We start from the raw sequence: 23999 nt of genomic DNA on the forward strand, positions 1-23999 counted from the left end.
AGTTTTAGGGCCTACCAATTTTCAGTTTCAGCGGGCATCTTCGTGGCGGAAATCCGCCAGTCTCGCTGGAGGGGGCCGACGGGTCACAGCCCGTACTTGTCCATCTTGTAACGCAGCGTGCCGCGGGGGACCTTCAGGTTGATCGCGGTCTGCAACACGTTGCCGCCGGTTTTCTGGAGCGCCTGCATGATGAGGTTTTTTTCCAGGGCGCAGACCGCCTCCTCCAGACCCATTTCCGGAGAAAGCGCGGCAAGGGGGGCCGCTTCGGCGCTCTGGGGCGGCTCGGCGGCGACCGTTTCCCGCAGCTCCTGGGGGAGGTGTTCCGGGAGCAGCGTGGGACCGGGACGCATGATGCAGATCCGTTCCATCGCGTTGCGCAGCTCGCGGATGTTTCCCGGCCAGCTGTAGCGCACCATCAGGGTCGCGGCTTCCGGAGAAACCTCACGGAAATTGCGGCCGAACGCGCGGCTGAAGTGGTCCAGGAAGAACATCGCCAACGGCGCGATGTCCTCGATCCGGTCCCGAAGCGGAGGGATGTGGATCGGGAAGACGTTCAGCCGGTAGAAAAGGTCCTCGCGGAAACTCCCTTCCTCGATGCGCCGTTTCAGGTTCCGGTTGGTAGCGGCGATGACCCGGACGTCGATCGGGAGGTCTTTCACCCCCCCGACCCGGCGGATGGTCCGCTCCTGCAGCACCCGCAAGAGTTTCGCCTGCATCGCCATGTCCATCTCGCCGATTTCATCCAGAAATACCGTGCCGTGCTGCGCCTCCTCCAACAGCCCGGACTTCCGGTTCATCGCACCGGTGAAGGCTCCTTTTTCATGGCCGAAAAGCTCGCTCTCCAAAAGGGTCGCCGGCATGGAGGCGCAGTTGATGGCGATGAAGGGCGCGTCCTTGCGGTCGGACAGGTTGTGGACGGCGCGGGCGACCAGTTCCTTGCCGGTTCCCGACTCGCCGGTAATGAGCACCGTCGAGGGGATGCGGGCGATTTCCCGGACCTGGGCGACAACCTCCTCAAATGCCTTGCTGCGACCGATGAACGGGTCGCTCCCGGGGAGGAAACCGTCGGCGCGGCGCAGGTTGCGGACTTCCCGCCGAAGGGTCTGGGTCTTGAGCGCCAGCTTCACGATGAGCCGGAGCGCGTCGGATTTGAAGGGCTTCTTCATGTAGTGGAAGGCCCCCATCTTGAGGGATTCCACGGCGCTTTCCACCGATCCGTACCCGGTGATGATGATCACCAGGAGCTCGGGATCGATCTCCTTGAGCGACTTGAGGAGCTCCAGACCGTCCTCGTTGCCGAGGTTCAGGTCGAGCAGCGCCAGGTCGATCTCTTCAGAGGCGACGATGTCGCGGGCCTCGCTGCCGGTGGCGGCGCTGCAAACCTGGAATCCTTCGTCCCCCAGGATCCGCTCCACGTTCTCGCGGATGAAGGCTTCGTCGTCGACGATGAGAATCTTTTCCATGCGTTCCTTTCTGCTGAGAAGCAAAGCCGGAAGTGGTGGCGGGATGGAACCCGGAAAGTAGTTGGAAACGGTGGAAAATAGATGCAAACGTGGTGCCGAAAAGTCCGGGCTGACCCCAACGCTGTGGGAGCGCCATGCCTGGCGCGAAGGCAATTCGGCGCTCTCTTGGTGGAGGGGCATTCCCGGCGCCTGACCTTCGGCGGATCTCTACTCCTGCAGCGGCAGGCGGATGGTGAAGCGGGTTCCCTCGCCCGGGGTGCTGCTGACCGCTATGGTGCCGCGGTGCTCCTCCACGATCCGCTGGGTGATGGAGAGGCCGAGCCCGGTTCCCACCCCTTTGCGGGTGAAGAACGGTTCGAAGATGAGCGGCAGGTCCGCCGCATCGATGCCCGGACCGTTGTCGGTGATTTCCACCCGCACGCATCCTTCCTCAGCAGCGGCGGCCATGCGGATCTCGCCCCCGTTGGGAAGCACCTCCTGCGCGTTTCGGATGATATTCATTACCGCCTGCTTGATCTTTTCCGGGTCGAAACGGAAGGTGGGAAGCGGGGTCTCGGCGAAGAAGAGCCGCACCTTTTGGCGCTCGCACTGACGCCGCATCAGGAGCAGGGTGTCGTTCAGCACCAGGTTCAGGTCGGCCTGGCGCAGTTCGGCCCGCGGCGGCGAAGAGTAGTTCAAAAGCGCGTTCACCAACCGCTCCACCCGCTCGATTTCCGCCAGGGCTCGTTTCAGGAGCTCCTGGTCCGGCGAGCCCGAGACGGCGCGGTCGTGAAGATCGTCGAGCAAAAGGAGGATCCCCGTGAGCGGGTTGCGCACCTCGTGGGCGATGCCGGCGGAGAGCTTGCCGAGGGAGGCCAGGCGGTCCAGGCGGGTCATCTCCTCGCGCAGCTTCTCGCGTTCGGTCTCGTTGCGCATGGTGACGGTGAGCCCTTGGGTGCCATCGGCGCCGATCGGGAAGAGCCCGAGCTCGAAATACATCATCTCGGCGCCGCGCTCGATCATGAGCGGCGTGCGGCCATAGCCGGAACGGGTCTCCAGCGCATGCGCGACCCGGTCCCCCAGGTTTCCCCAACCGGCGAAGACCGCACGGAAATTCGTATCCAACGGGATCTCCGCCCCAAAAAAGTTGCGCCCGGTCCGGTTGATCGAGGTGAGGCCGCCGTCGGGAGAGAAGGTGACGATGGAGCTGGAAATACTCTCCAGGATGCTGGTCTTGAAGTTCCGCTCGTCCAGGATCTCCTGGCGCGAGGTCCGCAGCTCTTCGAGGGTGGCCAGCAGGCTTTCCTTCCGGAGCTCCAGTTCGTCCGCCATCATGTTGAAGGTCTGCGCCAGTTCGCCGATCTCGTCGTTGGAGGTGACCGAAACGCGTTCGTGACTGTCCCCGGCGGCCAACCGGTGGGCCCCTTCGGTCAACTGGCGCAGCGGACGGCTGATGCCACGGGAAAGCGCCCAGGCGGACAATCCGGAGAGCAGGGCGGACAGGAAGATGATGATCGCGCTGGTGGTGCGATGCTTGCCGAGCTGCTTGTCGATGACGCGGCTGCCGCGGCGTGCCGCGTCGTGGAACTGGTCCACCTGGAACCCGATGGTGACTCCGCCGAAGACGCCATATTTACGGTAGTCGCCGGTATCGTAGTTGATCGGCGCGTACGCCATGATCTTCTTGGCGCCGCCCACGTTGGTGATGTCGACAAACCCGGTCCGGTGGTGGCGCACCGCGTCGGCGACCCTGGGGTAGCTCGGGTGGATGAATCCGGCATAGTCGAGGTTGTACGGGATGCGGCCGGTTTCGATGTCGACGGTGCTTGAGTGCTCGGTGTAAGGGGGAACGGGGACGCCGTTTCGGTCCACCCCGCGGATGTCCCAGAACTTGGGATGGGTGATGATCCACCCCTCGTCGTCGAAGAGAAAGGCGTAGTTGCCGCTTTTGTAAGATGGGAAGATGGTGGAGAAGCCGCGCCCGGGATCCACGTGCTGGGTAAATTCCATGAGGTGCCGGTGGTCCAGGGAGAGGACCACCATGCCGGCGAAGGCCCCCCTGCGGTCGAACAGGGGGGAGCCGAAACGGATCACGCCACGGTAGATGGTGCCGTCGTAGGCGTTTTCCGGGTCGGAAGCCCCGGCCAGCTGCTCCTGTTTGGAGACATGGAAGCCGGTGAGGTGCGAGACGTAGATCGCACCGCGCTTGAGCCGGCGGATCCGGTCGAAGTAGTCCTCGCTCAGGTATTCGGTCTGGCGCGGGTCGGCTACGTTGCGCAGCTGCGCTTCCGGTACGAACCGCCCCGCCCGGATCACCACCCGTTCCCGACCGTTGCGGTCGATGAGGGCGATGGAGCTGTAGATCGGGACGAGCTCCCGCTTTTCCCGGGTCGCCGAGGCGCTGCCGTTGCGCTGCCAGACTTCGGCGCGGCGGGTTTCGTAGAAGTTCAACAGGGATTGTTGGTCCAAATGGGACCGGGATAGAAAGAGGAGGTCGCTTTCGCTTTGATGCAGGAAGTCCGCAACGTCCTGGGCCACCTGCCGCGCCCGCATCTGAAGCGTTTCCGACGCTTGCAGGTCGTCGGTGGCGGCGATCTCGGCCGACAGGTGCGTATTGGTCGTCCGGAGGTTGATGAGGAGCACGGCCGACGAGATCAGCAGCGGCAGCAGCGATAGAAGCAGCGTGATGATCAGGATCTTCTTGAAGATGGTCAGACGCGGCATGGAGTACCTGGATTACCGACAGTTAGCAAACATAGTCATAGGTGTGAGTACACTGAATTGTTACAGAGGGTCAAGTTTTCATTTCATATACGGTACTGATTTCGGAGACGCTGATACAGGACGGAGTCAGGAAATAACAGTGAACCGTGCCGGCTCTTGTGGGCGCGCCGTTATTGGCGTGATTGACGGCAGCTGCGCAGGTCGCGTTGAGAAGCGAAACCTGAGGCTTCCCGTGCTCTTGGCAAACTACCCCGTGAAGAGGGGGAGAGGCACCTGCGGTGCCCGTCCCCCGTTGGTCGGCTGATGTTACGGCCGCTTTTATGATTGACTTGACCCGGTCCGTGCGTTAGGAATAATCGGTCGTTACGACGCCGGTCCGGCCCCGCAGGCCGCCACCGGCTGCGACGAAATGAATTTGGGGGGAACCTCTTGGGATACAGGAACTTACAACAGTGCGTAGCCGACCTGGAACGGCAGGGGAGGCTGATCCGGATCGATGAGGAGCTCTCGCCGGAGCTTGAGATCGGCTCGATCCAGCGCCGGGTCTACCAGGCCGGTGGGCCGGCCCTGCTGTTCACCCGCGTCAAAGGGGGCTCGTTTCCGATGCTGGGGAACCTTTTCGGTACCCTGGAGCGGACCCGGTACATCTTCCGCGATACCTTGCGGGCGGTGGAGCGCCTGGTGCAACTCAAGATCGACCCGCGCTATCTTTTGAAGGATCCGGCCGCCATCTTTTCGGTAGTTCCGGCCGCGCTGCATCTTCTCCCGAAGATGGTCGGCGACGGCCCCGTCCTGGCCCACCGCACCACGCTGGACCAGCTTCCCCAGTTGAAATCGTGGCCCGATGACGGCGGTGCCTTCATCACCTTGCCGCAGGTTTACTCCGAGAGCGTGCACCGTCCCGGGGTGCGCCATTCCAACTTGGGGATGTACCGGGTGCAGATTTCCGGCGGCGAGTATTCCCCCAACGAGGAGGTCGGGCTGCACTACCAGATCCACCGCGGGATCGGCTTTCACCACGCCGAGGCGATCGACACCGGCGCTCCTTTCCGGGTCAACGTCTTCGTCGGCGGGGCTCCGTCGATGACCGTGGCCGCCGTGATGCCGCTTCCCGAGGGGATGCCCGAGCTCTCCTTTGCCGGGCTGCTCGGGGGGCACCGGATCGAGATGGTGGAGCGGGGCGATGCCCTGCCGATCCCCGCCGAGGCCGATTTCTGCATCTGCGGGACCGTCGATCCGTCCAAGACCCTCCCGGAGGGCCCCTTTGGCGATCACCTCGGCTACTACAGCCTGGCCCATCAATTCCCGGTCCTGAAAGTAGAAGAGGTCTTCCATCGCGAAGGCGCCATCTGGCCCTTTACCACCGTGGGTCGGCCTCCCCAGGAGGACACCTCCTTCGGCGAGTTCATCCACGAGCTCACCGGTCCCCTCATCCCGACGGTCATCTCCGGGGTCAAGGCGGTGCACGCCGTCGATGCCGCCGGGGTCCACCCGCTTTTGCTGGCGATCGGCAGCGAGCGTTACGTTCCCTACGGGGAGCGGCGCCGGCCGCAGGAGCTTCTGACCATTGCCAACGCGATCCTCGGGCAGGGGCAGCTCTCCCTGGCCAAGTACCTGATGATTTCGGCGCACGAGGATTCCCCCAACCTCGATGTCCACGATATCCCGGCCTTCCTCGCCCATGTTCTGGAGCGGATCGACCTGCGTCGCGACCTGCATTTCCAGACCGCGACCACCATGGACACCCTCGATTACACCGGGGGCACCATCAACGAAGGATCCAAGGTGGTCTTCGCCGCCGTGGGACCGAAACGCCGCACCCTGGGGACGGAGCTTCCCGCCGGACTGCGCCTGGCGGAAGGGTTCTCCGCCCCGGCGATCTGTCTCCCCGGGGTCATCGCCGTGAAGGGGCCCCAATGCCTGAGCCGCAAGGACGACAACGAGGTGATGGGGCGGCTCTGCGAGGCGCTGCAAGGGGTGCCGGGACTCGATGCCTTCCCGATCGTGGTCGTCTGCGACGACAGCCGCTTCACCGCCGCGTCGCTCAACAACTTCCTCTGGGTCACCTTCACCCGTTCCGACCCCGCCAGCGACATTTACGGGGTCGGGGAACGCTTCCAGGACAAGAAATGGGGCTGCACCGGACCCCTGATCATCGACGCGCGGATCAAGCCCCACCACGCCCCGCCGCTGATCGAGGACCCGGACGTGGAGCGCCGGATCGACCAGCTTGGTGCCGCGGGCGGACCGCTGCACGGGATCATCTAGCATGGCGGCAGAGAAAGACAGACTCGACAAGCTGCTTTTCGAGCGGGGGCTGGCTCCCTCCCGGGAGAAGGCGAAGGCGCTCATCATGGCGGGGCAGGTGGTGGTGGATGACCACCTGGCCGACAAGGCCGGGCTGATGGTGCCGGTGACCGCGGAGATCCGCCTGAAGGGGGAGGTGCTTCCCTATGTCAGCCGGGGCGGCCTGAAGCTTGCCAAGGGGCTTGAGGCGTTCGGGGTCGACGTGAGCGGGCGGCTTGCCATGGACGTGGGAGCCTCGACCGGCGGCTTCACCGATTGCCTTCTGCAAAACGGAGCACGCGGGGTCATCGCCGTGGACGTCGGCTACGGGCAGCTCGCCTGGAAGCTGCGGGAAGACCCGCGGGTGGTGAACCTGGAAAAAACCAACATCCGCTACCTGGAGCCGGAGACCTTGCCGGAGATCCCCGACCTGGCGGTGATCGATGCCTCTTTCATCTCGCTGGACAAGGTGCTGCCGCCGACCCTGCGCCTGATCCGCGACGGCGGCGAGGTGGTTGCCCTGATCAAGCCGCAGTTCGAGGTGGGACGGGGGCAGGTAGGGAAGGGGGGCGTGGTGCGGGACGAGAAGAAGCACGCCGAGGTGGTGGACTCGGTGAGCGAACTGGCCCGCGGCCTGGGGCTGGAGGTGCTCGGCGTCTGCGAATCGCCGATCACCGGACCCAAGGGGAACAAGGAGTTCCTGATCCATCTGCGGAAACCGGCAAACCCATCCTCACCCTGTCCCTCCCCCTGAAGGGGAGGGGACGTCAGGGCAACGATCTCAAAAAATTCCTACTCGTTCCCCAGCTCCACCTTGGAAACGTATCCGCCCATCCAAAGCTCCGGCTTGGCAATGGTAAGAGGGGCGCTGAAAATTCATCGGTAAGAACATGTAATCACGGAGGTTCGAATGGATTGTCTTTTCTGCAAGATGGAAAGGGGCGAGATCCCGGTGAAGAAGGTCTACGAAGACGAACTCGTCTTCGCCATCGAGGACATCAATCCCCAGGCGCCGACCCACATCCTGGTCATCCCCAGAAAGCACCTGGTGAATTCCCTGGATCTCACCCCGGAGGACGACCTGCTCATGGGCGCCGTCTACCGCGCTGCCGCAACGCTGGCCCGGGAGCGCGGCATCGCCGAAGGGGGCTTTAGGATCGTGAACAACAACAACGCCAATGCCGGCCAATCGGTGTGGCACATCCATTTTCATCTGCTCGGCGGCAGACATTTTGCCTGGCCTCCGGGTTGACACCTGTCGGCGCGGTCGCTAACATAGCACTTCGCGAGGTGAGATATGAAAAAACTCCTGTTGATTCCGCTACTTCTTCTTCCGGCCACCGTTTATGCCACGACCTACGAATGGGTCGACAGCAAGGGAACGGTGAATTTCACCGAAGACCTCGGCAAGGTCCCCAAGAAATACCGGAAAAAGGTGCGGGTCATCGGTGACGAGACCGGTGCGCCGCAGATTACCGAGACTACCGAATCCACCGGCAAGGGAGCGCCCGTCACCAAGGCCTCCGAGCGGCAGCCGGAGAGGAAAACGCTGTACGGCGGCAAGGACGAAAAGACCTGGCGTGCCGACTTCGCCCAGGCCAGGGGCGAGCTGAAGGTTGCCGAGCAGGATGTCCGCGAGATTGGGACCCGGATGAAGGACATCTCCAAGATGAGCCGGACCGAGTACCTGACCCTGCAGAACTCCTTGAGACAGGACGAAGCCCGGATGCAGGGGAAGCGCAAAAGGCTGGACGAGCTGACCGCCGAGGCCGATGCGGCCGGGGTGCCGGCGGACTTCAGGCAGTAAAAGGCTTTTCGTAGAAAACTCGTAACTGGAACGAGACGGCCCGTGGAAGGAATTCCACGGGCCGTCTCGATTTATTCACTATCGGTCTAAACCCCATCCTCACCCTGTCCCTCCGCTTGAAGGGGAGGGGCCGTTGGGGGAGCGATTTAGCCGGTGCCAGTTTGATCAGCTCATCTTCTTTGTGTCTCCTGTTCACTGTCTCCTTTCCACTGAATTGACACCCCTGGCGTTTGCTGCTAGGTTAGGTGATCCTTTTTCCGGAGCGTGTCCGCATGACCTATCCTCAGATCAACCCCGTCTTCCTTAAGCTGGGGCCCCTCGAATTCCGCTGGTACGGCCTGATGTATATCCTCGGCTTTATCTCTGCCTATTTCATCATCCTTTCCGGCGTACGGCGCAAGGGGATCAAACTCAGCAAGGACGACGTGGCGGACCTGGTCTTCATCGAGGCGCTCGGCGTCATCCTCGGCGGCAGGCTCGGCTACATCCTCTTCTACAACTTCGATTACTACATCGCCCATCCCGGGAAACTCTTCGCGGTCTGGGAGGGGGGGATGTCGTTTCACGGCGGCCTCACCGGGGTGATCATCGCCGGCCTTTACTACATCCGGAAACACCAGATCCGCTTCTACCAGATCGCCGACGTCGGCTTCGTCGCCGGGCCGGTCGGCCTTTTCCTGGGGCGGATCGGCAATTTCATCAACGGCGAGCTCTACGGCCGGGTGACCGACGTCCCCTGGGGGATGGTGTTCCCGAACGGAGGCCCGCTGCCGCGCCATCCTTCCCAGCTCTACGAAGCGTTTCTGGAAGGGCCGGTGATGTTCCTGGTGCTTTTCACCATCTCGCGCACCGTGAAGCGGGAAGGGGTGGTGTTCTGGGCCTTCATCGCCTGTTATGGGTTATTCCGTTTTCTGGTGGAGTTCGTGCGCGAGCCGGATGCGCAGCTCGGCTATCTGTGGGACGGGCTTTCCATGGGGCAGCTTTTGAGCCTCCCCATGTTCGTGCTCGGATTGGGAATGGTGCTGTATCGGCTGAAGCGGGGGGAGGAGCCTAGATAAGCTTCTTCTTCATTTCCAGGACGTTCTCCCGATGGCTTTTCCAGTAGCAGACGGAGTCCATGAGGGAGCGGATCAGGAAGATGCCGCGGCCGCGGTCTTCCAACTCGTCGAAATTGGGGGGCGGGATCTCGTTGATGTCGAAGCCCTGGCCGTCGTCGTAGACCCGGATGGTCATCTCGTCGGAGATGATGGAGATGACGATCCGGACCAGCTTTTCCGGCTCATTGGGCCCGGCGTGCTTGATGGCATTCACCATCGCCTCGGTGAGGACGAGATTCAAGTGGTAGGCGAGGGTGTCGCGGTCGCCGCCGTAACGGTCCAGCTCCCGCGCAATGTCCTCGCCGATCTTGCCGATGAGGCTCAGGTACCGGGTCTTGTTCGGAACCTTGATGTCGAACTCGATCGAGTTTCCAGCCATCGAGCGCCTCGCTTACTGAAAGTTGTCGATCGCTTCGGAGGTCGACGGAAAGATCTCGAACACCCGGTGCAGTCTGGTCAGCTCGAACATGGACTTGACCTGGGACTGCAGCGAAGAGAGCTTCAGGTTTCCCTGATGCGAGATGGCATTCTTGAATCCGGAGACCAGCGCACCGAGTCCCGAACTGTCAATGAACCGGACGTCCCTCAGGTCGACCAGCACATTTTTCTTTCCATCTTCGAAAAGTTTCTGCACCGCGCTCTTTAATTCGGAAGAGTTGTGTGCGTCGAGACGCTCCTCCTTGACATAGATGATGACGACGTCGTTTCTGGTTTCATTCTGAAGGTTCATAGCCGTCTCCTTTATAATTAAAAAGATGCGCTACCAGTATTGTGCATGAAGTAGTCGCTATTATCAACCTTTAACCCAAATCGTCTCACCCCGATTTGGCCACCTTCATGACTATCATGGAAACATCGTCCTGTAAAGGACCGCCGGAAAAGGCGTTAACTTCGGACAGGACCCGATCCACAATCTCCTGAGGCTCCCGGTCAACCATGCCGGAGAGCAGGGCGCTCAGCCTCGGGATCCCGAAAAGCTCGCCGGATTTCTCCTCCGCCTCGATGATGCCGTCGGTGTAGATGAACACCAGGTCTCCCGGCTCCAACGTCATCCGCTTCTCCTCAAACACCACCTCGTGTTCGATCCCCAGAATCAGACCCTCCGCATCCAGCTCCTGCATCCTCCCTTTCCTGAAGAGGATGGGACGGGTGTGCCCGGCGTTGGCATAGCTCAGGATCCGGGTTTCCGGATGATAATGGCAACAGAACATGGTGATGAAGAGCTCGGCCCGGTTCAGGTCGTCGTAGAGGAACTGGTTCAGCAGGGCGAGGGTGTCCGCCGGCGACTTGGTTTTTCCCGACTGCACCTGGGCGCGCAGCACGCTGCGGGTCTCTACCATGATCAGCGCGGCCCCGACGCTGTGCCCGGAGACGTCCGCGATCACCAAGTCCAGCGCCCCGCTTGAGGCGGGGAAGAAATCGTAGTAATCCCCCCCGACGTGGGTGGCCGGGACGCAGCGGCAGGCAAGCCTCACTCCCGGGACGTCCGGCGGCGCCTCCGGGAGCAGGGAGAGCTGGATCTGCTTGGCGAGCTCCAGCTCGCGGGTCACCCGGGCGTTTTGCAACAGTGCTTCTTCCTTCTGGCGCCGCTCGCGCTCCCGGGCATCGCGCTCCGCCACGATCCGCACCGCCTGGGCGAGCTGCCCGGCGAGGCTTTCCAGAAGTTCCACGAACTGCTCGGTGAAAAGCCCCACCAGGGAACGGGAGAAGACCGAGAGGATGCCGACCGGGGGGATCCCCTCGCTGGCGATCGGGATGTGGGCAAAGGACTTGATCCCCTCCCGGTCCAGGATCTCGCGCGAGGTCGGCTTGGTGATGAAGGAGGCGTCGTTGACGATCTCGCTCCGCTTCCCCAAAAAGGCCTCGCCGACGTGGGTGTCGATCTCCAGGAGCCGGTCCTCGGTGGTGATGCGGGTCGCCGTCTCCCCCTTGTAGGCACGCACCTTGAGCACCCCGTCGTCGTTTAAGAGCCGGATCACGCAGAGGTCGAGCTTGAATTCCCTCAGGAGCAGGGCCAGCAGGTCGTCCATGATGATGTCGAGCTCAAGCGAGCGGTTCATGATCTCCGAGGCGCGCAGCCGCACGAAAAGCGCCTCGCGGCTCTGGTCGCGCGAGGTGCGGACCGTCGAGAAGATGTCGTACACCGATTCCATCTTGGACCCCAGGTCGGAGAGGTAGCTCTCCACCACCGCCCCCGCCGCGGCCCCCCCAAGCGAAGCGGCCAGGGTCTTCTCCACGAAGCGCTTCAGGTTGGGCAGCTCGAACTCGGAGACCCCGCCCTGGCTGTCGATCTCCTTTTCCCCCAGGTAATCCGCAATCGCCGCGTGCGCCGGGGTCTCGCCGATGAACTTCGACATCAGGTTCACAAACTGCATGATGGTGACCGGCTTGGAAAGACGCTTGGTCTCGAAATGAAGCGGCTGGTCGTGAGTGGGGGCGAACACCCGCACGAAGCGCTCCACCTGTTCCTTTTCCTTTTCGCTCTGCCCGAAGACGATGGAAAGTCCCAGGTAGGCGGTGAGGTTCAGGAACATGCTCCAAAAAAGGGTGTGGGTGAGCGGGTCCAGGCCGGAGAGACCGAACAGGGCGTTCGGTTTCAGGAAGGTGAGGTGGAACGGACCGTAGAGGAGGATTTCCGATTCCCACCAGCCGGCGTGCACCAGGGAGGGGAGGAGCAGCGTGTAGAACCAGACGGCAAATCCCAGGGTGAGCCCGGTGATGGCGCCGATCTTGTTGCCGCGCGGCCAGTAGAGCCCCCCCAGAAGCGCCGGCGCGAAGAGCGAGGCCGCGGAAAAGGAGATCAGCCCCATGTTGGCCAGCATGAAGCTCTCGCCCACGGTGGACTGGTAGAAGTAGCCCAAAAGGACCACCATGAAGATGCCGCCCCGCTTCAGGTTGATGAGCAGGGCCGGGAAGAAGCTGCGCGGCTTGAACCGGATCACGATCGGGGTCACCACGTGGTTTAAGACCATGGTCGCCACCGCGACCGACTCCACCATCACCATCCCCGCCGAAGCGGAAAGCCCTCCGAGGAAGGCCACCAGGGCGAGCCAAGGATGCCCGGCCTCGAGCGGGATGGTGAGCACGAAGTAGTCGGAGCCGGCGCTTTTCCCGGTATAGAGGAGCCCCCCCAGGGCGATCGGCATCACGAAGAAGTTGATCGCGAAGAGGTAGGCCGGGAACTGCCAGGAGGCGGAGTTGACGTGGTTTTCGTCGGCGTTTTCCAGCACCATCACCTGGAACTGGCGCGGCAGGAGCATGATCGCGCACATGGAAAGGGTGAGCATGGTGAACATGGTGCCGTAGTTGGTTCCGTCGGAGCCCAAGGTGGTGAGCCGGTGCAAAAGGAGGGGATCTTTTTGTTGCAGCCGGGTGAAGATGTCGCCTACCCCGTCGAAGATCCCGTAGGTCACGAAGAAGCCGACCGTGATCAGTGCGGCGAGCTTCACCACCGATTCCACCGCGATCGCCGCCAAAAGACCCTCGTGGCGTTCGGCGGAGATCAGGTGCCGCGCCCCGAACAGCATCGCGAAGACCCCCAGCAGCAGCGCCGAGTAGAGCCCCGGGTGGGGAAGGGGTAGCAGGATCTGGTCCATGAGCCCCACGTGGAAGTCGCGGTAGCCGGTGATGATGGTGAACGAGGTGGAGACCGCCCGCAGTTGCAGGGCGATGTACGGCATGATCCCGATGACCGTGATCAGGGTGATCAGCCCCCCGAGCCATTGGGAGCGTCCGTAGCGGGAGCTGATGAAGTCGGCGATGGAGGTGATGTTGTTTTCTTTCGAGATGCGGACCATCTTGCGCAGCAAAAACCACCAGGAAAACGCGGTGAGGGTGGGGCCCAGGTAGATGGGGAGGAAGTCGAGGCCGGTGGTCGCGGCCTTGCCGACCCCGCCGTAGAAGGTCCAGGAGGTGGCATAGACGGCGATGGAGAGGGAATAGATGCCGGCGCCGCGGGTGATGCTGCGCCCCTCCCGCTGGCGCACCGTGGCATAGTAGGCGACCAGGAACAACAGGGCGACGTAGAGGAGGGCGGTTCCCCAGACGAGGTCGACGCTCAGCATCAGTGACGGTCCTCGTCGTCGCTTCGGTGGGCAATGCTGCGTGCAAAAAGATAGGCGATGGTGATGGAAATCACCCAACCCAGGGTGAGATAGAGGTAGAGAAGCGGGATGTCCAGGACCAGGACCGGCTTGTTGAAGATGCTCAGAAACGGGTAGTTCATCATGATGAAGCCGAGCACGAAAAGGATCACCCAGGTGTCCTTGAGGCGCAGCTGGCGTTTGATATGTTCCCGCAGTTGCCGTCGTATCATGGCAGCAGCCCCATTTTCCTGAGCGCGGCATCCACCACCTGGCGGACCGGCAGCGCCCCGTCGACGGCAATCGCTTCGCCGGTTTCCGGCGCTTCGTATTCAGCCTGCTGCGCCGCGAAGAGCTCCCATCGACCGTCGGAGACCTCGTCGGGGTTGCCTTCCCGGGCGAGAAGCCGCTGGCGCACCGTCTCGGTGTCGCAGGTGAGTTCCACCACGACGCAGCGCGCCCCGTGCCGCTTTGCCAGTTCGGCGAAGGTGTGCCGGTCGCTTTTGCGGCGGAAGGTCGAGTCTACCACAACGGAACGCCCTTGGGCGAGAGCCTGCTCCGCCCGGCTGAGGAGTTCCCGGTAGGTGGCCCGGTTGCACTCCGGCGTGTAGATGCCGCCGTCGTAGGCCTCGGGGGCGCGCCTCGGGGTAAAGAGCTCCTTGCGGACGACGTCGCCCCGGTAGAGCGCGCAGCCAAGCTCAAAGGCCAGCTCGGCCGCAAAGGTGCTCTTGCCGCTCCCCATGAGTCCGCAGGTCAAGACCAGGGTGGGGGAGAGGGCGCTGCGCAGGGCATACCCCCGGCAGAGACGGAAATAACGCTCGGCCCGGGAGCGCGCTTCTTCCCGCTGCGCCTGCGGCACCTGGGGGTCGCCGGCCTCCAGGCTCTCCACCTTGCCCCGCACGAAGGCACGGTAGGCGCGGTAGAAGTCGAGGAGCCGGGGCGGCACGTCGTCGCCGGTCACCGTGCGGTAGGTGGCGAGAAAGGGGGCCCCGAGCTCGGCGCGGCCGGAGAACTCCAGGTCCATCAGGAGAAAGGCGGTGTCGGCGGCGGTGTCGCTGTAGCGAAAACGCTCGTTGAACTCGATGCAGTCGAAGATGTAGACCCGTTCGGCGAGGCAGATGTTGGCGCTGTGGACGTCGCCGTCGCATTCGCGGACGAACCCTTTCTGCAGGCGGTCCTGGATCAGGGCGCCGCTTTCGTGCAGGAACCGGTCCACGTAACCGCGCACCACGGCGAGGTCGCCTTGCGGCAGCGTGGTGCCGACGAAGGGGGCCGCCTCGCGGAAGTTCTCTTCCCAGTTGCGGGTGACCGCGGCGACGGTCCCGCAGGCATCGATTTCCGGCCCGCGGCGCGCTTCCAGATGGAACGCGCCGAGGGTGCGGGCGATCGCCTCCAGGTCCGCCGCGCCCACCGCACCTTCTTCCAGAAGGCGCGCCAGCATCCGCTCCTCCGGAAGCCGCTTCATCTTGACCGCATAGTCGATCACCGCGCCGCTGCCGTGGAAGGCGCCCCCCTCCGGGGCCTGCCTCAGTTCGACGACGCCGAGGTAAAGCTCAGGAGAAAGGCGGCTGTTGAGTCTGACTTCCTCCTCACAGTAGAAGCGGCGTCGGTCCACGGTGGAAAAGTTGAGAAAGCCGAAATTAACGGGCTTTTTGACTTTGTAAACGAAGCTGTCGGTCAGGAACAGATATGACACATGGGTTTGACGCAGGACGACGGACCCGGTCGACTCCAGGTAAGCGGCGGGTTTTAAGAGTGCCTTGATAAGCTCGGGCGTCATAGCGTACCTTTAAGCTGACGATATCACTTGAGAATACTATCATAGCCCAATTGCGGTGCAACAGCCATAGCGGATAAATGTTGTTTGACGCTGTAACCTATTTATGCTAGCTTTTCTGCTGTCCAAATCGCGTCATCTCGCGGGATATAACACCCTCGCGATGTCGCGATTTTTTAGGCTTTGCCGCCGCTAGTTAAGGAATGTAAATGCGCAGTGACAGGACCCCCATGATCAAGAAGTATCTCCCCCTACTCATGTTGTTTGCAGTACTTCCCGCCTGTGCCACCGATCGTGCGCTCAATGTCACGACGCCGGTGTCCAGTGAGGATGCGCCGCATCTCGCTCAACCGGTCCCTGTCTCTGCCGAAGCCCGCACCATGAGCCTTTTCGCCGAGTCGCACCTGCGCGCCGTCTCCGGCGACGCCGAGGGGGCGCTCTCGCTTTTGAAAAGTGCGATCGACGCCGATCCCGCCTCCCCGTTCCTGCACACGGCCGCCGCGCAGATTTACGCCCAGCTGAACCGGACCGATGAAGCGCTCGCCGAGTGCGAGACGGCGATAAGGCTGGATCCGAAGTTTCTGCAGGCCCAACTGCTCGCCGGCAACATCCTGATCGCCGCCCAGAAGGAGAAGGAGGCGATCCCTTATTTCAAGAAGGTCATGGAGCTCGACCCGACCCGCGAGGAGGTCTATCTCCACGTTGCCATCTATTACCTCAAGATCTTCGATTACGAGCAGGCGGTCAATACGCTCAAGGCGATGGTGAAGGCGGTCCCGGATTCGCCGCTCGGCTACTACTACCTCGCCAAGACCTACGACCAGATGCGGCTGCCGCGCGAGGCGCTCGGCTATTACAAGAAGGCGGTCGAGCTCAAGCCGGATTTCGAGCAGGCGCTGATCGAGATGGGGGTTTCCCAGGAAAACCAGGGGCTGATCGACGACGCCATCGAGACCTACAAGGCCCTTTTGGAGAACAACCCCGGCAACAACTCCGTGGTGCAGCATCTGGCCCAGCTCTACATCCAGCAGAAAAAGCTGGAAGATGCGCTGGAGCTCCTGCAGCAGGAGGGGACCGAGAGCGTCGAGAACTCCCGGAAGATCGGCCTGCTCCTTTTGGAGCTGGAGCGCTACGACGAGGCGGTGGACACCTTCCAGGAGATCCTGAAAAACGAGCCGGGTGCGCAGCAGGTCCGCTTCTACCTGGGCTCCGCCTACGAGGAGATGGGTGACGCCACCCATGCCATCGAGACCTTCTCCCAGATCCCCAAGGATTCCAGCTACTATGCCGACGCGGTGGGCCATCTCGCCTTTCTTTACAAGGACAAGGGGGACTCGGCGCGCGCCATCACCCTGCTGAAGAACGAGGTTGCGGCCAACCCGCTCAAGCCGGAGCCTTACCTGCAGCTGGCCGGCCTCTACGAGTCGATGGAGCGCTACTCCGACGGGATCCAGGTCCTCACCGGCATCGACAAGTCGCTCCAGGCCGATCCGCGGGTGAACTTCCGGCTCGGCGTTCTCTACGACAAGATCGGGATGCGCGAGACCTCCATCGCCATGATGAAAAAGGTGCTCGAGGCGACCCCGGACGACCCGCAGGCGCTCAACTACATCGGCTACACCTATGCCGAGATGGGGATCAACCTGGACGAGGCGGAGGCCTACCTCAAAAAGGCGGTGGCGCTGCGCCCGGACGACGGATTCATCATCGACAGCCTCGGGTGGACCTATTACAAGCAGAAGCGCTACGAAGAGGCGGTCTATCAGCTGGAAAAGGCCGTAGAGATCATCGACGACGATGCGACGGTCCTGGGGCACCTGGCCGACGCGTACTGTGCCCAGCACTCTTACAAAAAGGCGCTCCCGCTCTACAAACGACTGCAGCAGATGGAGCCCGAGCGTAAAGACCTTGCCGACAAGATCCGCCGCTGCCGGATCGAGGCTGCCGATAAATGAAACAATTCCGGTGGTTTTTCCTCCTGATCCTCCTCCTTTCGGCCGGCTGCACGGAACGTGAGCCGGCCGCGGTAGTAAAACCCCGGCCCCAGGCCGGCACCCCGGTCCACGGCGATGCCCTGGTGACCGGGAGCATCGGCGAGCCCTCCAACCTGATCCCGATCCTCTCCTCGGACAGTGCCTCAAGCGACATCAGCGGTCTGGTCTACGACGGTCTGGTGCGCTACGACAAGAACCTGAATCTGGAAGGGGACCTGGCCCAGTCCTGGGAGGTAGCCCCGGACGGCCTCACCATCACGTTCCATCTGCGCAAGGGGGTGAAGTGGCACGACGGCGCCCCGTTCACCTCCCGCGACGTCATGTACACCTACCGGGTCACCATCGACCCGAAAACCCCCACCGCCTACGCCGAAGACTTCAAACAGGTCAAAAGCGCGTCGGCCCCCGATCCGTACACCTTCCGGGTGGTCTACGACAAGCCGTTCGCCCCGGCGCTGGCTTCCTGGGGGATGCCGGTTCTCCCCGCCCATCTTCTGGAAGGAAAGGACATCACCAAGAGCCCGCTTTCGCGGAAACCGGTGGGGACCGGTCCTTTCATCTTCAAGGAGTGGATCCCGGGGCAGAAGGTCACCCTCGATGCCAACCCTGACTACTGGGAGGGGGCTCCCTACCTCGACCGCTACATCTACCGGATCATCCCCGACAACTCGACGATGTACATGGAGCTCAAGGGGGGGACCCTGGACATGATGGGGCTGTCGCCGGTGCAGTACCAGCGCCAGACCAACACGCCGGAATTCCTGAGCCGCTTCAACAAGTACCGGTATCCCGCCTCGGCCTACACCTATCTCGGCTATAACCTGCGGCTCCCGCTGTTCCAGGACCGCCGGGTGCGCCAGGCAATCACCTCGGCGATCAACAAGCAGGAGATCATCCAGGGGGTGCTTTTCGGGATGGGGCAGGTCGCCCGCGGGCCGTACAAGCCGGGGACCTGGGCCTGGAACCCGAACATCCGCGATTTCGACTACAACCCGGCGCGGGCGATGCAGCTTCTGCGGGAGGCCGGTTGGGTGATGGGGAAAGACGGCATCCTGGTGAAAGACGGGAAGCGGTTCAGCTTCACGATCCTGACCAACCAGGGGAACGACCAGCGCATCAAGGCCGCCCAGATCATGCAGCAGCGTCTGAAGGCGGTCGGGATCGACGTGAAGATCCGGGTGCTGGAATGGGCGTCGTTTCTGACCAACTTCATCGACACCGGAAGGTTCGAGGCGGTGCTGCTCGGCTGGACCATCGGGCAGGATCCCGACCTCTACGACGTGTGGCACTCATCCAAGACCGGGCCCAAGGAGCTGAACTTCATCCGGTTCAAAAATCCGGAAGTCGACCGGCTGATCGTGGAGGGAAGGGGAACCTTCGACCAGAACAAGCGGCGGGAATGCTACTACAAGATCCAGGACATCCTGGCTTTCGAGCAGCCGTACACCTTTTTGTACGTACCGGACGCGCTGCCGGCGGTATCCTCCCGTTTCCGTGGCATCGAGCCCGCCCCGGCCGGGATCATGCACAACCTGATCAAGTGGTGGGTTCCCAAGGCGGAACAGCGGTACTGAGGCTGGCGGAGGGACCAAGGCAAATCCCCCTAAATCCCCCTTTGCAAAGGGGGACTTGTTCGGTCCTGCACCACCCCCCCTTGCCAAGGGGGACTTGTTCGGTCCCGCATCACCCCCCTTTGGCAAAGGGGGGGTGGGGGGATTTGCCTTTCCGCGGTGAAATGTAGTTGGGCCTTTGCCGCATTTCGTTCTATACTGACGCTTTCACCATTTCGGGAATCAATATCGCGGGTTAGCCTAGCCCCTAGCCCCCAGTCCCGAGCCCCGGGGTTTTATGTTCCAGTACCTCGTAAAACGCATACTGATGCTCTTCCCCCTCTTTCTCGGGATCACGCTGATCACCTTCGTGGTGATTCATCTGGCCCCGGGGGAACCGGTGGAGATGCAGTCGGCGATGAACCCGAAGGTGTCCGCGGCCGCGCGGCAGCGGCTGCGGGAGTTCTACGGGCTCGACAAGCCGCTCTACGTCCAGTACGGCCGTTGGCTATCCCACCTGGCCAAGCTCGACTTCGGACGCTCCTTTGCGCCGGACAACCGGCCGGTCATCGACAAGATTTCCGAGCGGATTCCGATCACCCTGTCGCTCAACGTCATCGCGCTGATTCTGGAGTTCGGGCTGGCGCTGCCGATCGGCATCATCGCCGCGGTGCACCGCGACACCCTGGTGGATCGGGGTATCTCCGTGTTCGTCTTCCTCGGCTTTGCCGTGCCGACCTTCTGGCTGGCCCTGCTCTGCATGTACTTCTTCGGCGTGTTGCATCCGGTGCTCCCGATATCCGGGCTCCATTCGCTGGGGAGCGAGAAGCTCTCCGGGTTCGGCCGGTTTGCCGACCTGGCCCGGCACCTGGTCCTGCCGATCTCCATCGCCACCTTCGGCAGCCTGGCCGGCCTTTCCCGTTACATGCGCTCCACGATGGTCGAGGTCCTTTCCCAGGATTACATCACCACCGCCCGCGCCAAAGGGGTGAAGGAGCGGGTGGTCATTTACAAGCATGCGCTGAAAAACGCCCTCCTTCCGGTCATCACCCTGCTCGGGTTTTCCCTGCCGGGGCTGATCGGGGGGAGCGTCATCTTCGAGACCATCTTTGCCATCCCGGGGATGGGGCAGCTTTTCTATCAAGGCGTCATGGCGCGCGACTACCCGCTGGTATTGGGGATCCTGGTCATCGGCGCCTGCCTCACCCTGGTCGGGAACCTTTTGGCCGACCTGGGCTACGCGGTGGCCGACCCGCGGATCAGGCACGGGAAAGGGTAAGGAAAGGGGGACCGGCAGCTGGCGGAGCCAGTCCCCTTCCATTGGCGGTCCGATCGGCCCCGGCGCAAACAACAGTGACTTCACTATGAGCGGATACTACAAAGACTTCTGGAGGCGTTTCCTGAACAACCGGCTGGCGGCGGCGGGGCTTTTGCTCGTCATCGTCCTGTTCGTGCTCTCCGTGTTCGCGCCGTGGATTACCCCCTTCAATCCGGACCGGATCGATGCCTGGCACGTGCTCCTTCCCCCCTCGGGAACCCACTGGTTCGGCACCGACGAACTGGGGCGCGACGTCTTCACCCGGGTGGTCTTCGGCGCCCAGGTTTCGCTGAAGGTAGGCTTTGTCGCCGTCGGGATCGCGGTCGTGGTCGGAACGGTGATCGGGCTGGTTGCCGGTTTCTACGGCGGGTGGGTCGACTCCCTGCTGATGCGGCTGGTCGATATCATGCTCTGCTTCCCGACCTTCTTCCTGATCCTGGCGGTCATCGCCATGCTGGAGCCGTCCATCTGGTACATCATGATGATCATCGGCCTCACCGGGTGGATGGGGGTGGCCCGCCTGGTACGGGCGGAGGTCCTTTCGCTGAAGGGGCGGGACTTCGTCCTCGCCGCACGGGTGCTGGGGGCATCCGACCTGAGGATCATCTTCCGGCACATCCTCCCCAATGCGCTTTCCCCGGTGCTGGTTTCGGCAACCCTCGGCGTGGCCGGGGCCATCCTCACCGAATCGGCGCTCTCCTTTTTGGGGATCGGGGTACAGCCGCCGACGCCGAGTTGGGGCAACATCCTCACCGCCGGCAAAGACTACATCGAGTTCGCCTGGTGGCTCTCCCTTTTCCCGGGTCTGGCCATCCTGGTGACGGTCCTTTCCTATAACCTGGTGGGGGAGGGGATTCGGGACGCACTGGATCCGAGACAGAAAAAATAACTACATTACAGGCAGGTGATATTACATGGGCGAGTTTTGCGAAGAGGGATTCGATCAGTTGAAGATTGACAAGCGGGACTTCGTTCCGGTCACGCTCGACGATGAACTGCGGGTGGACAAGCTGTGCAGCGATCTTTTACACCGTTTCTATACCGAAAGCCAGGAAGCCGGCCTGACGCCCGAGGAGGCGACCAAGCTCGCCGGCGCCGCGGATTTCTTCGTCCGCGACTTCGTGGTGTCGATCAAGATGCGCTCCATCTTCGACGAGCGCCCCGGCATCGTCCGGCAGTTCGCCGGCAACTGGTACATCGCCAATACCATGGAGCCGCTCGCCTCGGAGATCGAAGGGTATCTCGCCGGAATCAGGGCTTTCTACCGTTTCCTGCACGGGCACCAGCTGATCTCCCTCAAGTTCCTCCAGGCTATCGAAAATGAGTGCAACGACCTCTCGTACTACGCGGAGCGGATCGAATCGTACTGGGACATCACCGGCGACGGCTATCATGCCTGGGAAAAGGAGTGCAGCCTTAAAGATGAGTGAGTTGCCGCAGGCTTTTACCTATACCATTGAACGCCTGGATCGGGTCCTGCAGCGGGTGGAGCACCTCCTGGACGGGGTCGACCCCGTTACCGCACCCGATCCGGTCATCTTCGACCGCTACTATGCCTTCCGCTGGGAAGGGCGGGGCAGGGGCGGCGCGCTGATTCCCATTACCCACCCGCACCTTTTCGACCTCGACACCCTGGTCGGCGTCGACTACGCCAAGGAAGCGCTGGTGCGCAATACCGCCCAGTTCGTCGCCGGGTTCCCGGCGAACAACGTGCTCCTTTGGGGGGAGCGGGGGACCGGCAAGTCCTCCTGCATCAAGGGGCTCCTCCCCCGGTTCGGCGCCAAGGGGCTGCGCATCATCGAGGTGCAGCGCAGCGATCTGAAGCACCTGCCGCTGATCATGGCGCAGGTCCGCCACGCCGGTTACCGTTTCATCCTCTTCTGCGACGATCTCTCCTTTGCCGAAGGCGACACCTCGTACCAGGAACTCAAGGTCCTTCTGGATGGAGGGCTCGAGGCGCGTCCCGATCACCTCGTGGTCTACGCGACGTCCAACCGCCGTCACCTCATGCCGGAGCGGATGACCGACAACCTGAGAAACGAGCCGGGCGCCGAGATCCATCCCGAGGAGGCGGTCTCCGACAAGCTGGCTCTGGCCGACCGTTTCGGCCTGAACCTCTCCTTCACTCCGTTCAATCAGCAGACCTACCTGATGATCGTAGAGCGCTATGCCGAGGCCGCCGGGCTCGACATCGACCCGGAAACCCTGCGCAAGCAGGCGATCATCTGGGCCCTCGAAAAGGGGCAGCGCTCCGGCCGTGCCGCGAAGCAGTTCGTGGACGATCTCGCCGGGCGTCATCTTCTGGGAGGGAACGCTGACTGAGGCGCTCCTGAAGAAGCTCGATCGCTCCCTTTTCCGGGAGGGTGAGACCGTCGTTGCGGCGGTTTCCGGCGGCGCCGATTCGGTCGCCCTGCTCGACCTGCTCAGCAGGTGCCGCCGCCCCGCGCTCTCCCTCGTCGTAGCCCATCTCAACCACTCCCTGCGCGGCGCCGCCTCCGACGGCGACGAGTCCTTCGTCGCCGACCTTGCCGCATCCTACCGTCTCCCCTTCATTGCCCAACGCGTCGACGTGGCCGGCTTTTCCCGCGACCAGCGCCTCTCCCTGGAGGATGCCGGACGCGAGGTCCGCTACGGTTTCTTCCGACAAGTCGCCGCCGACCACGGCGCGACCAGTATCGCCTTGGCCCACCACCGCGACGACCAGGCCGAGACGGTGCTGATGCGGCTTCTGCGCGGGGCCGGGGGGAGCGGGTTGACCGCCATGCGCCCGGTCGCCCAGGGAATCCTGAAGCGCCCCCTGCTCCGCATCTCGCGCGAGGAACTGGAACGCTACCTTCAGGCCCGCGGGCTGAGTTGGCGTAACGACGAGAGTAACGACGACACCGCCTATCTGAGAAACAGCATCCGCCACGAGTTGATCCCCATGCTGCGGCGCTACAACCCGGCCGTCTGCGACCGCCTCTGCGCGACCGCCGATATCCTCGCCGCGGACGAGGAACTGTTGCAGCAGATGACCGAAAGGGCGTTCGCCGCCTACGGCTCGGCATGCCCTGAAGGCGTTGTCCTGAAAGGTGATGAGGTAGCCCGCGAGCCGCGCGGCCTGCGGCTGCGGCTCTACCGGCACGCGATCGCCGTCGTGAAGGGCGATCTCTCCAGAATCGCCCTGACCCACCTGGAGTCGGTGGATAATCTGCTCACCGCTCCTTCCCCGAGCGCCCGCCTCGACCTTCCCGACGGCATCACCGCCACCCGTCGCTACGCCGATCTTTGGTTTTTCAGCGACGCGGTCGGCTCTGCGTCCCCTCATCTTCAAGGGGAGGGACCGGGTGAGGATGGGGTTCCTGTCCAAGGTCTCCCTGAATGGCAAGCACACCGCCGGCACCACCTGCCCACGCCAAAAGGAAGAGCCCAGGGGAGCCCCCCCCTCTCTCCCTGGTCCATCCCCGTCCCTGCCGAAGGTCGCTACCCCCTTCCCGGCGGCCGGGTCCTCCTGGTGCAGCGCGTGCCGCACCCTGGCACTCTGGTCCCCCCTTCGGCCAACATTGCTTTCATGAGTCCGGAGGGTGTACCATTTCCTCTGGTAGTGCGCGGATTTCGCCCCGGGGACCGCTTCCGCCCCTTGGGAATGCAGGGTGAGCAGAAGGTGAAGGATCTTTTCATTGACCGGAAAATCCCCCGCAGCGAGCGCCCCCTGGTTCCCCTGCTTTTCAGCGGCGCCGACCTCGTCTGGGTGGGGGGGATCCGGCTCGGAGAAACCGCGCGAATTGCCGGGGAAACGGGCGATGTAGTGCGTGTCGAGTTATTAACTTTGAATCCTTAAAGAACTTGTCAAGGTGGCACCTTTGTGGTAATGCTTTTAGTCCATTCGAAAAGCTGCATCTGCGCCGTTCGCACTGCCATCCGGCATTGGAAAATCCAGGCT

General features: G+C 62.7%; 19 protein-coding genes. 12 read left to right on the top strand and 7 right to left on the bottom strand.

All coding sequences use genetic code 11. The features are described 5' to 3' along the window. Positions 1-83 precede the first annotated feature (83 nt). Positions 84-1463: a sigma-54-dependent transcriptional regulator gene (locus tag JFN93_RS22405; protein WP_199386615.1), complete on the bottom strand. Its 1380-nt coding sequence runs from the start codon at positions 1461-1463 to the stop codon at positions 84-86. Between the two features lie 207 nt (positions 1464-1670). After that, positions 1671-4166, bottom strand: a complete 2496-nt coding sequence (locus JFN93_RS22410) for a PAS domain-containing sensor histidine kinase (protein ID WP_199386616.1) — start codon at positions 4164-4166, stop codon at positions 1671-1673. Positions 4167-4595: 429 nt separating this feature from the next. Between JFN93_RS22410 and JFN93_RS22415 the strand changes: the two genes are divergently transcribed. The 5 genes from JFN93_RS22415 to lgt all read left to right on the top strand — a co-directional run bounded on the left by JFN93_RS22415 (position 4596) and on the right by lgt (position 9317). Further along, positions 4596-6434 carry a UbiD family decarboxylase gene (locus JFN93_RS22415; protein WP_199386617.1) on the top strand — a complete coding sequence of 613 codons (1839 nt, stop codon included), beginning with the start codon at positions 4596-4598 and terminating at the stop codon, positions 6432-6434. A 1-nt stretch (position 6435) separates the two neighbouring features. Further along, complete coding sequence (locus tag JFN93_RS22420) at positions 6436-7206, top strand: TlyA family RNA methyltransferase (RefSeq protein ID WP_199386618.1); 771 nt, start codon at positions 6436-6438, stop codon at positions 7204-7206. Between the two features lie 156 nt (positions 7207-7362). Further along, complete coding sequence (locus tag JFN93_RS22425) at positions 7363-7704, top strand: histidine triad nucleotide-binding protein (RefSeq protein WP_199386619.1); 342 nt, start codon at positions 7363-7365, stop codon at positions 7702-7704. Positions 7705-7749: 45 nt separating this feature from the next. Next, positions 7750-8259 (top strand): DUF4124 domain-containing protein, encoded by a 510-nt coding sequence (locus tag JFN93_RS22430; RefSeq protein WP_199386620.1) that lies wholly within the window; start codon positions 7750-7752, stop codon positions 8257-8259. Positions 8260-8531: 272 nt separating this feature from the next. Beyond that, complete coding sequence (gene lgt / locus JFN93_RS22435; RefSeq protein WP_199386621.1) at positions 8532-9317, top strand: prolipoprotein diacylglyceryl transferase; 786 nt, start codon at positions 8532-8534, stop codon at positions 9315-9317. Here lgt and JFN93_RS22440 read toward each other — a convergent pair. The 5 genes from JFN93_RS22440 to JFN93_RS22460 form a co-directional block, all read right to left on the bottom strand. Beyond that, on the bottom strand, positions 9310-9735 hold the full coding sequence (locus JFN93_RS22440; RefSeq protein ID WP_199386622.1) for an ATP-binding protein: 426 nt from the start codon (positions 9733-9735) through the stop codon (positions 9310-9312). The two genes, lgt and JFN93_RS22440, sit on opposite strands and share 8 nt — an antisense overlap. Positions 9736-9747: 12 nt before the next feature. After that, positions 9748-10086 carry an STAS domain-containing protein gene (locus tag JFN93_RS22445; protein WP_199386623.1) on the bottom strand — a complete coding sequence of 113 codons (339 nt, stop codon included), beginning with the start codon at positions 10084-10086 and terminating at the stop codon, positions 9748-9750. An 85-nt stretch (positions 10087-10171) separates the two neighbouring features. Beyond that, on the bottom strand, positions 10172-13420 hold the full coding sequence (locus JFN93_RS22450; RefSeq protein ID WP_199386624.1) for a SpoIIE family protein phosphatase: 3249 nt from the start codon (positions 13418-13420) through the stop codon (positions 10172-10174). Beyond that, positions 13420-13671: a hypothetical protein gene (locus tag JFN93_RS22455; protein ID WP_199386625.1), complete on the bottom strand. Its 252-nt coding sequence runs from the start codon at positions 13669-13671 to the stop codon at positions 13420-13422. Before JFN93_RS22455 ends, JFN93_RS22450 begins: the two co-directional genes overlap by 1 nt. Further along, the gene (locus JFN93_RS22460) at positions 13668-15218 is read right to left on the bottom strand and encodes a bifunctional aminoglycoside phosphotransferase/ATP-binding protein (RefSeq protein WP_199386626.1); all 1551 of its coding nucleotides are present in this window, start codon (positions 15216-15218) and stop codon (positions 13668-13670) included. Before JFN93_RS22460 ends, JFN93_RS22455 begins: the two co-directional genes overlap by 4 nt. A gap of 206 nt (positions 15219-15424) precedes the next feature. On the opposite strand from JFN93_RS22460, the gene JFN93_RS22465 reads away from it, so the two are divergent. The 7 genes from JFN93_RS22465 to tilS all read left to right on the top strand — a co-directional run bounded on the left by JFN93_RS22465 (position 15425) and on the right by tilS (position 23897). Beyond that, positions 15425-17170 (top strand): tetratricopeptide repeat protein, encoded by a 1746-nt coding sequence (locus JFN93_RS22465; protein WP_328754559.1) that lies wholly within the window; start codon positions 15425-15427, stop codon positions 17168-17170. Next, positions 17167-18783, top strand: a complete 1617-nt coding sequence (locus JFN93_RS22470; protein WP_199386627.1) for a peptide-binding protein — start codon at positions 17167-17169, stop codon at positions 18781-18783. The genes JFN93_RS22465 and JFN93_RS22470 overlap by 4 nt, the downstream gene beginning before the upstream one ends. A 274-nt stretch (positions 18784-19057) precedes the next feature. After that, a complete protein-coding gene (locus JFN93_RS22475) occupies positions 19058-20038 on the top strand; it encodes an ABC transporter permease (protein ID WP_199386628.1) in 981 nt (326 codons plus the stop codon). An 85-nt stretch (positions 20039-20123) separates the two neighbouring features. Then, positions 20124-20966, top strand: coding sequence for an oligopeptide ABC transporter permease (opp4C, locus tag JFN93_RS22480; RefSeq protein ID WP_199386629.1), 843 nt, complete (start codon positions 20124-20126; stop codon positions 20964-20966). A gap of 25 nt (positions 20967-20991) precedes the next feature. After that, positions 20992-21507, top strand: a complete 516-nt coding sequence (locus JFN93_RS22485; RefSeq protein ID WP_199386630.1) for a hypothetical protein — start codon at positions 20992-20994, stop codon at positions 21505-21507. Beyond that, positions 21500-22399, top strand: coding sequence for an ATP-binding protein (locus tag JFN93_RS22490; RefSeq protein WP_199386631.1), 900 nt, complete (start codon positions 21500-21502; stop codon positions 22397-22399). Before JFN93_RS22485 ends, JFN93_RS22490 begins: the two co-directional genes overlap by 8 nt. Further along, complete coding sequence (gene tilS / locus JFN93_RS22495) at positions 22335-23897, top strand: tRNA lysidine(34) synthetase TilS (protein ID WP_199386632.1); 1563 nt, start codon at positions 22335-22337, stop codon at positions 23895-23897. Before JFN93_RS22490 ends, tilS begins: the two co-directional genes overlap by 65 nt. Positions 23898-23999 lie beyond the last annotated feature (102 nt).

The organism is Geomesophilobacter sediminis (assembly GCF_016458275.1).
Classification (GTDB): domain Bacteria; phylum Desulfobacterota; class Desulfuromonadia; order Geobacterales; family Geobacteraceae; genus Geomesophilobacter; species Geomesophilobacter sediminis.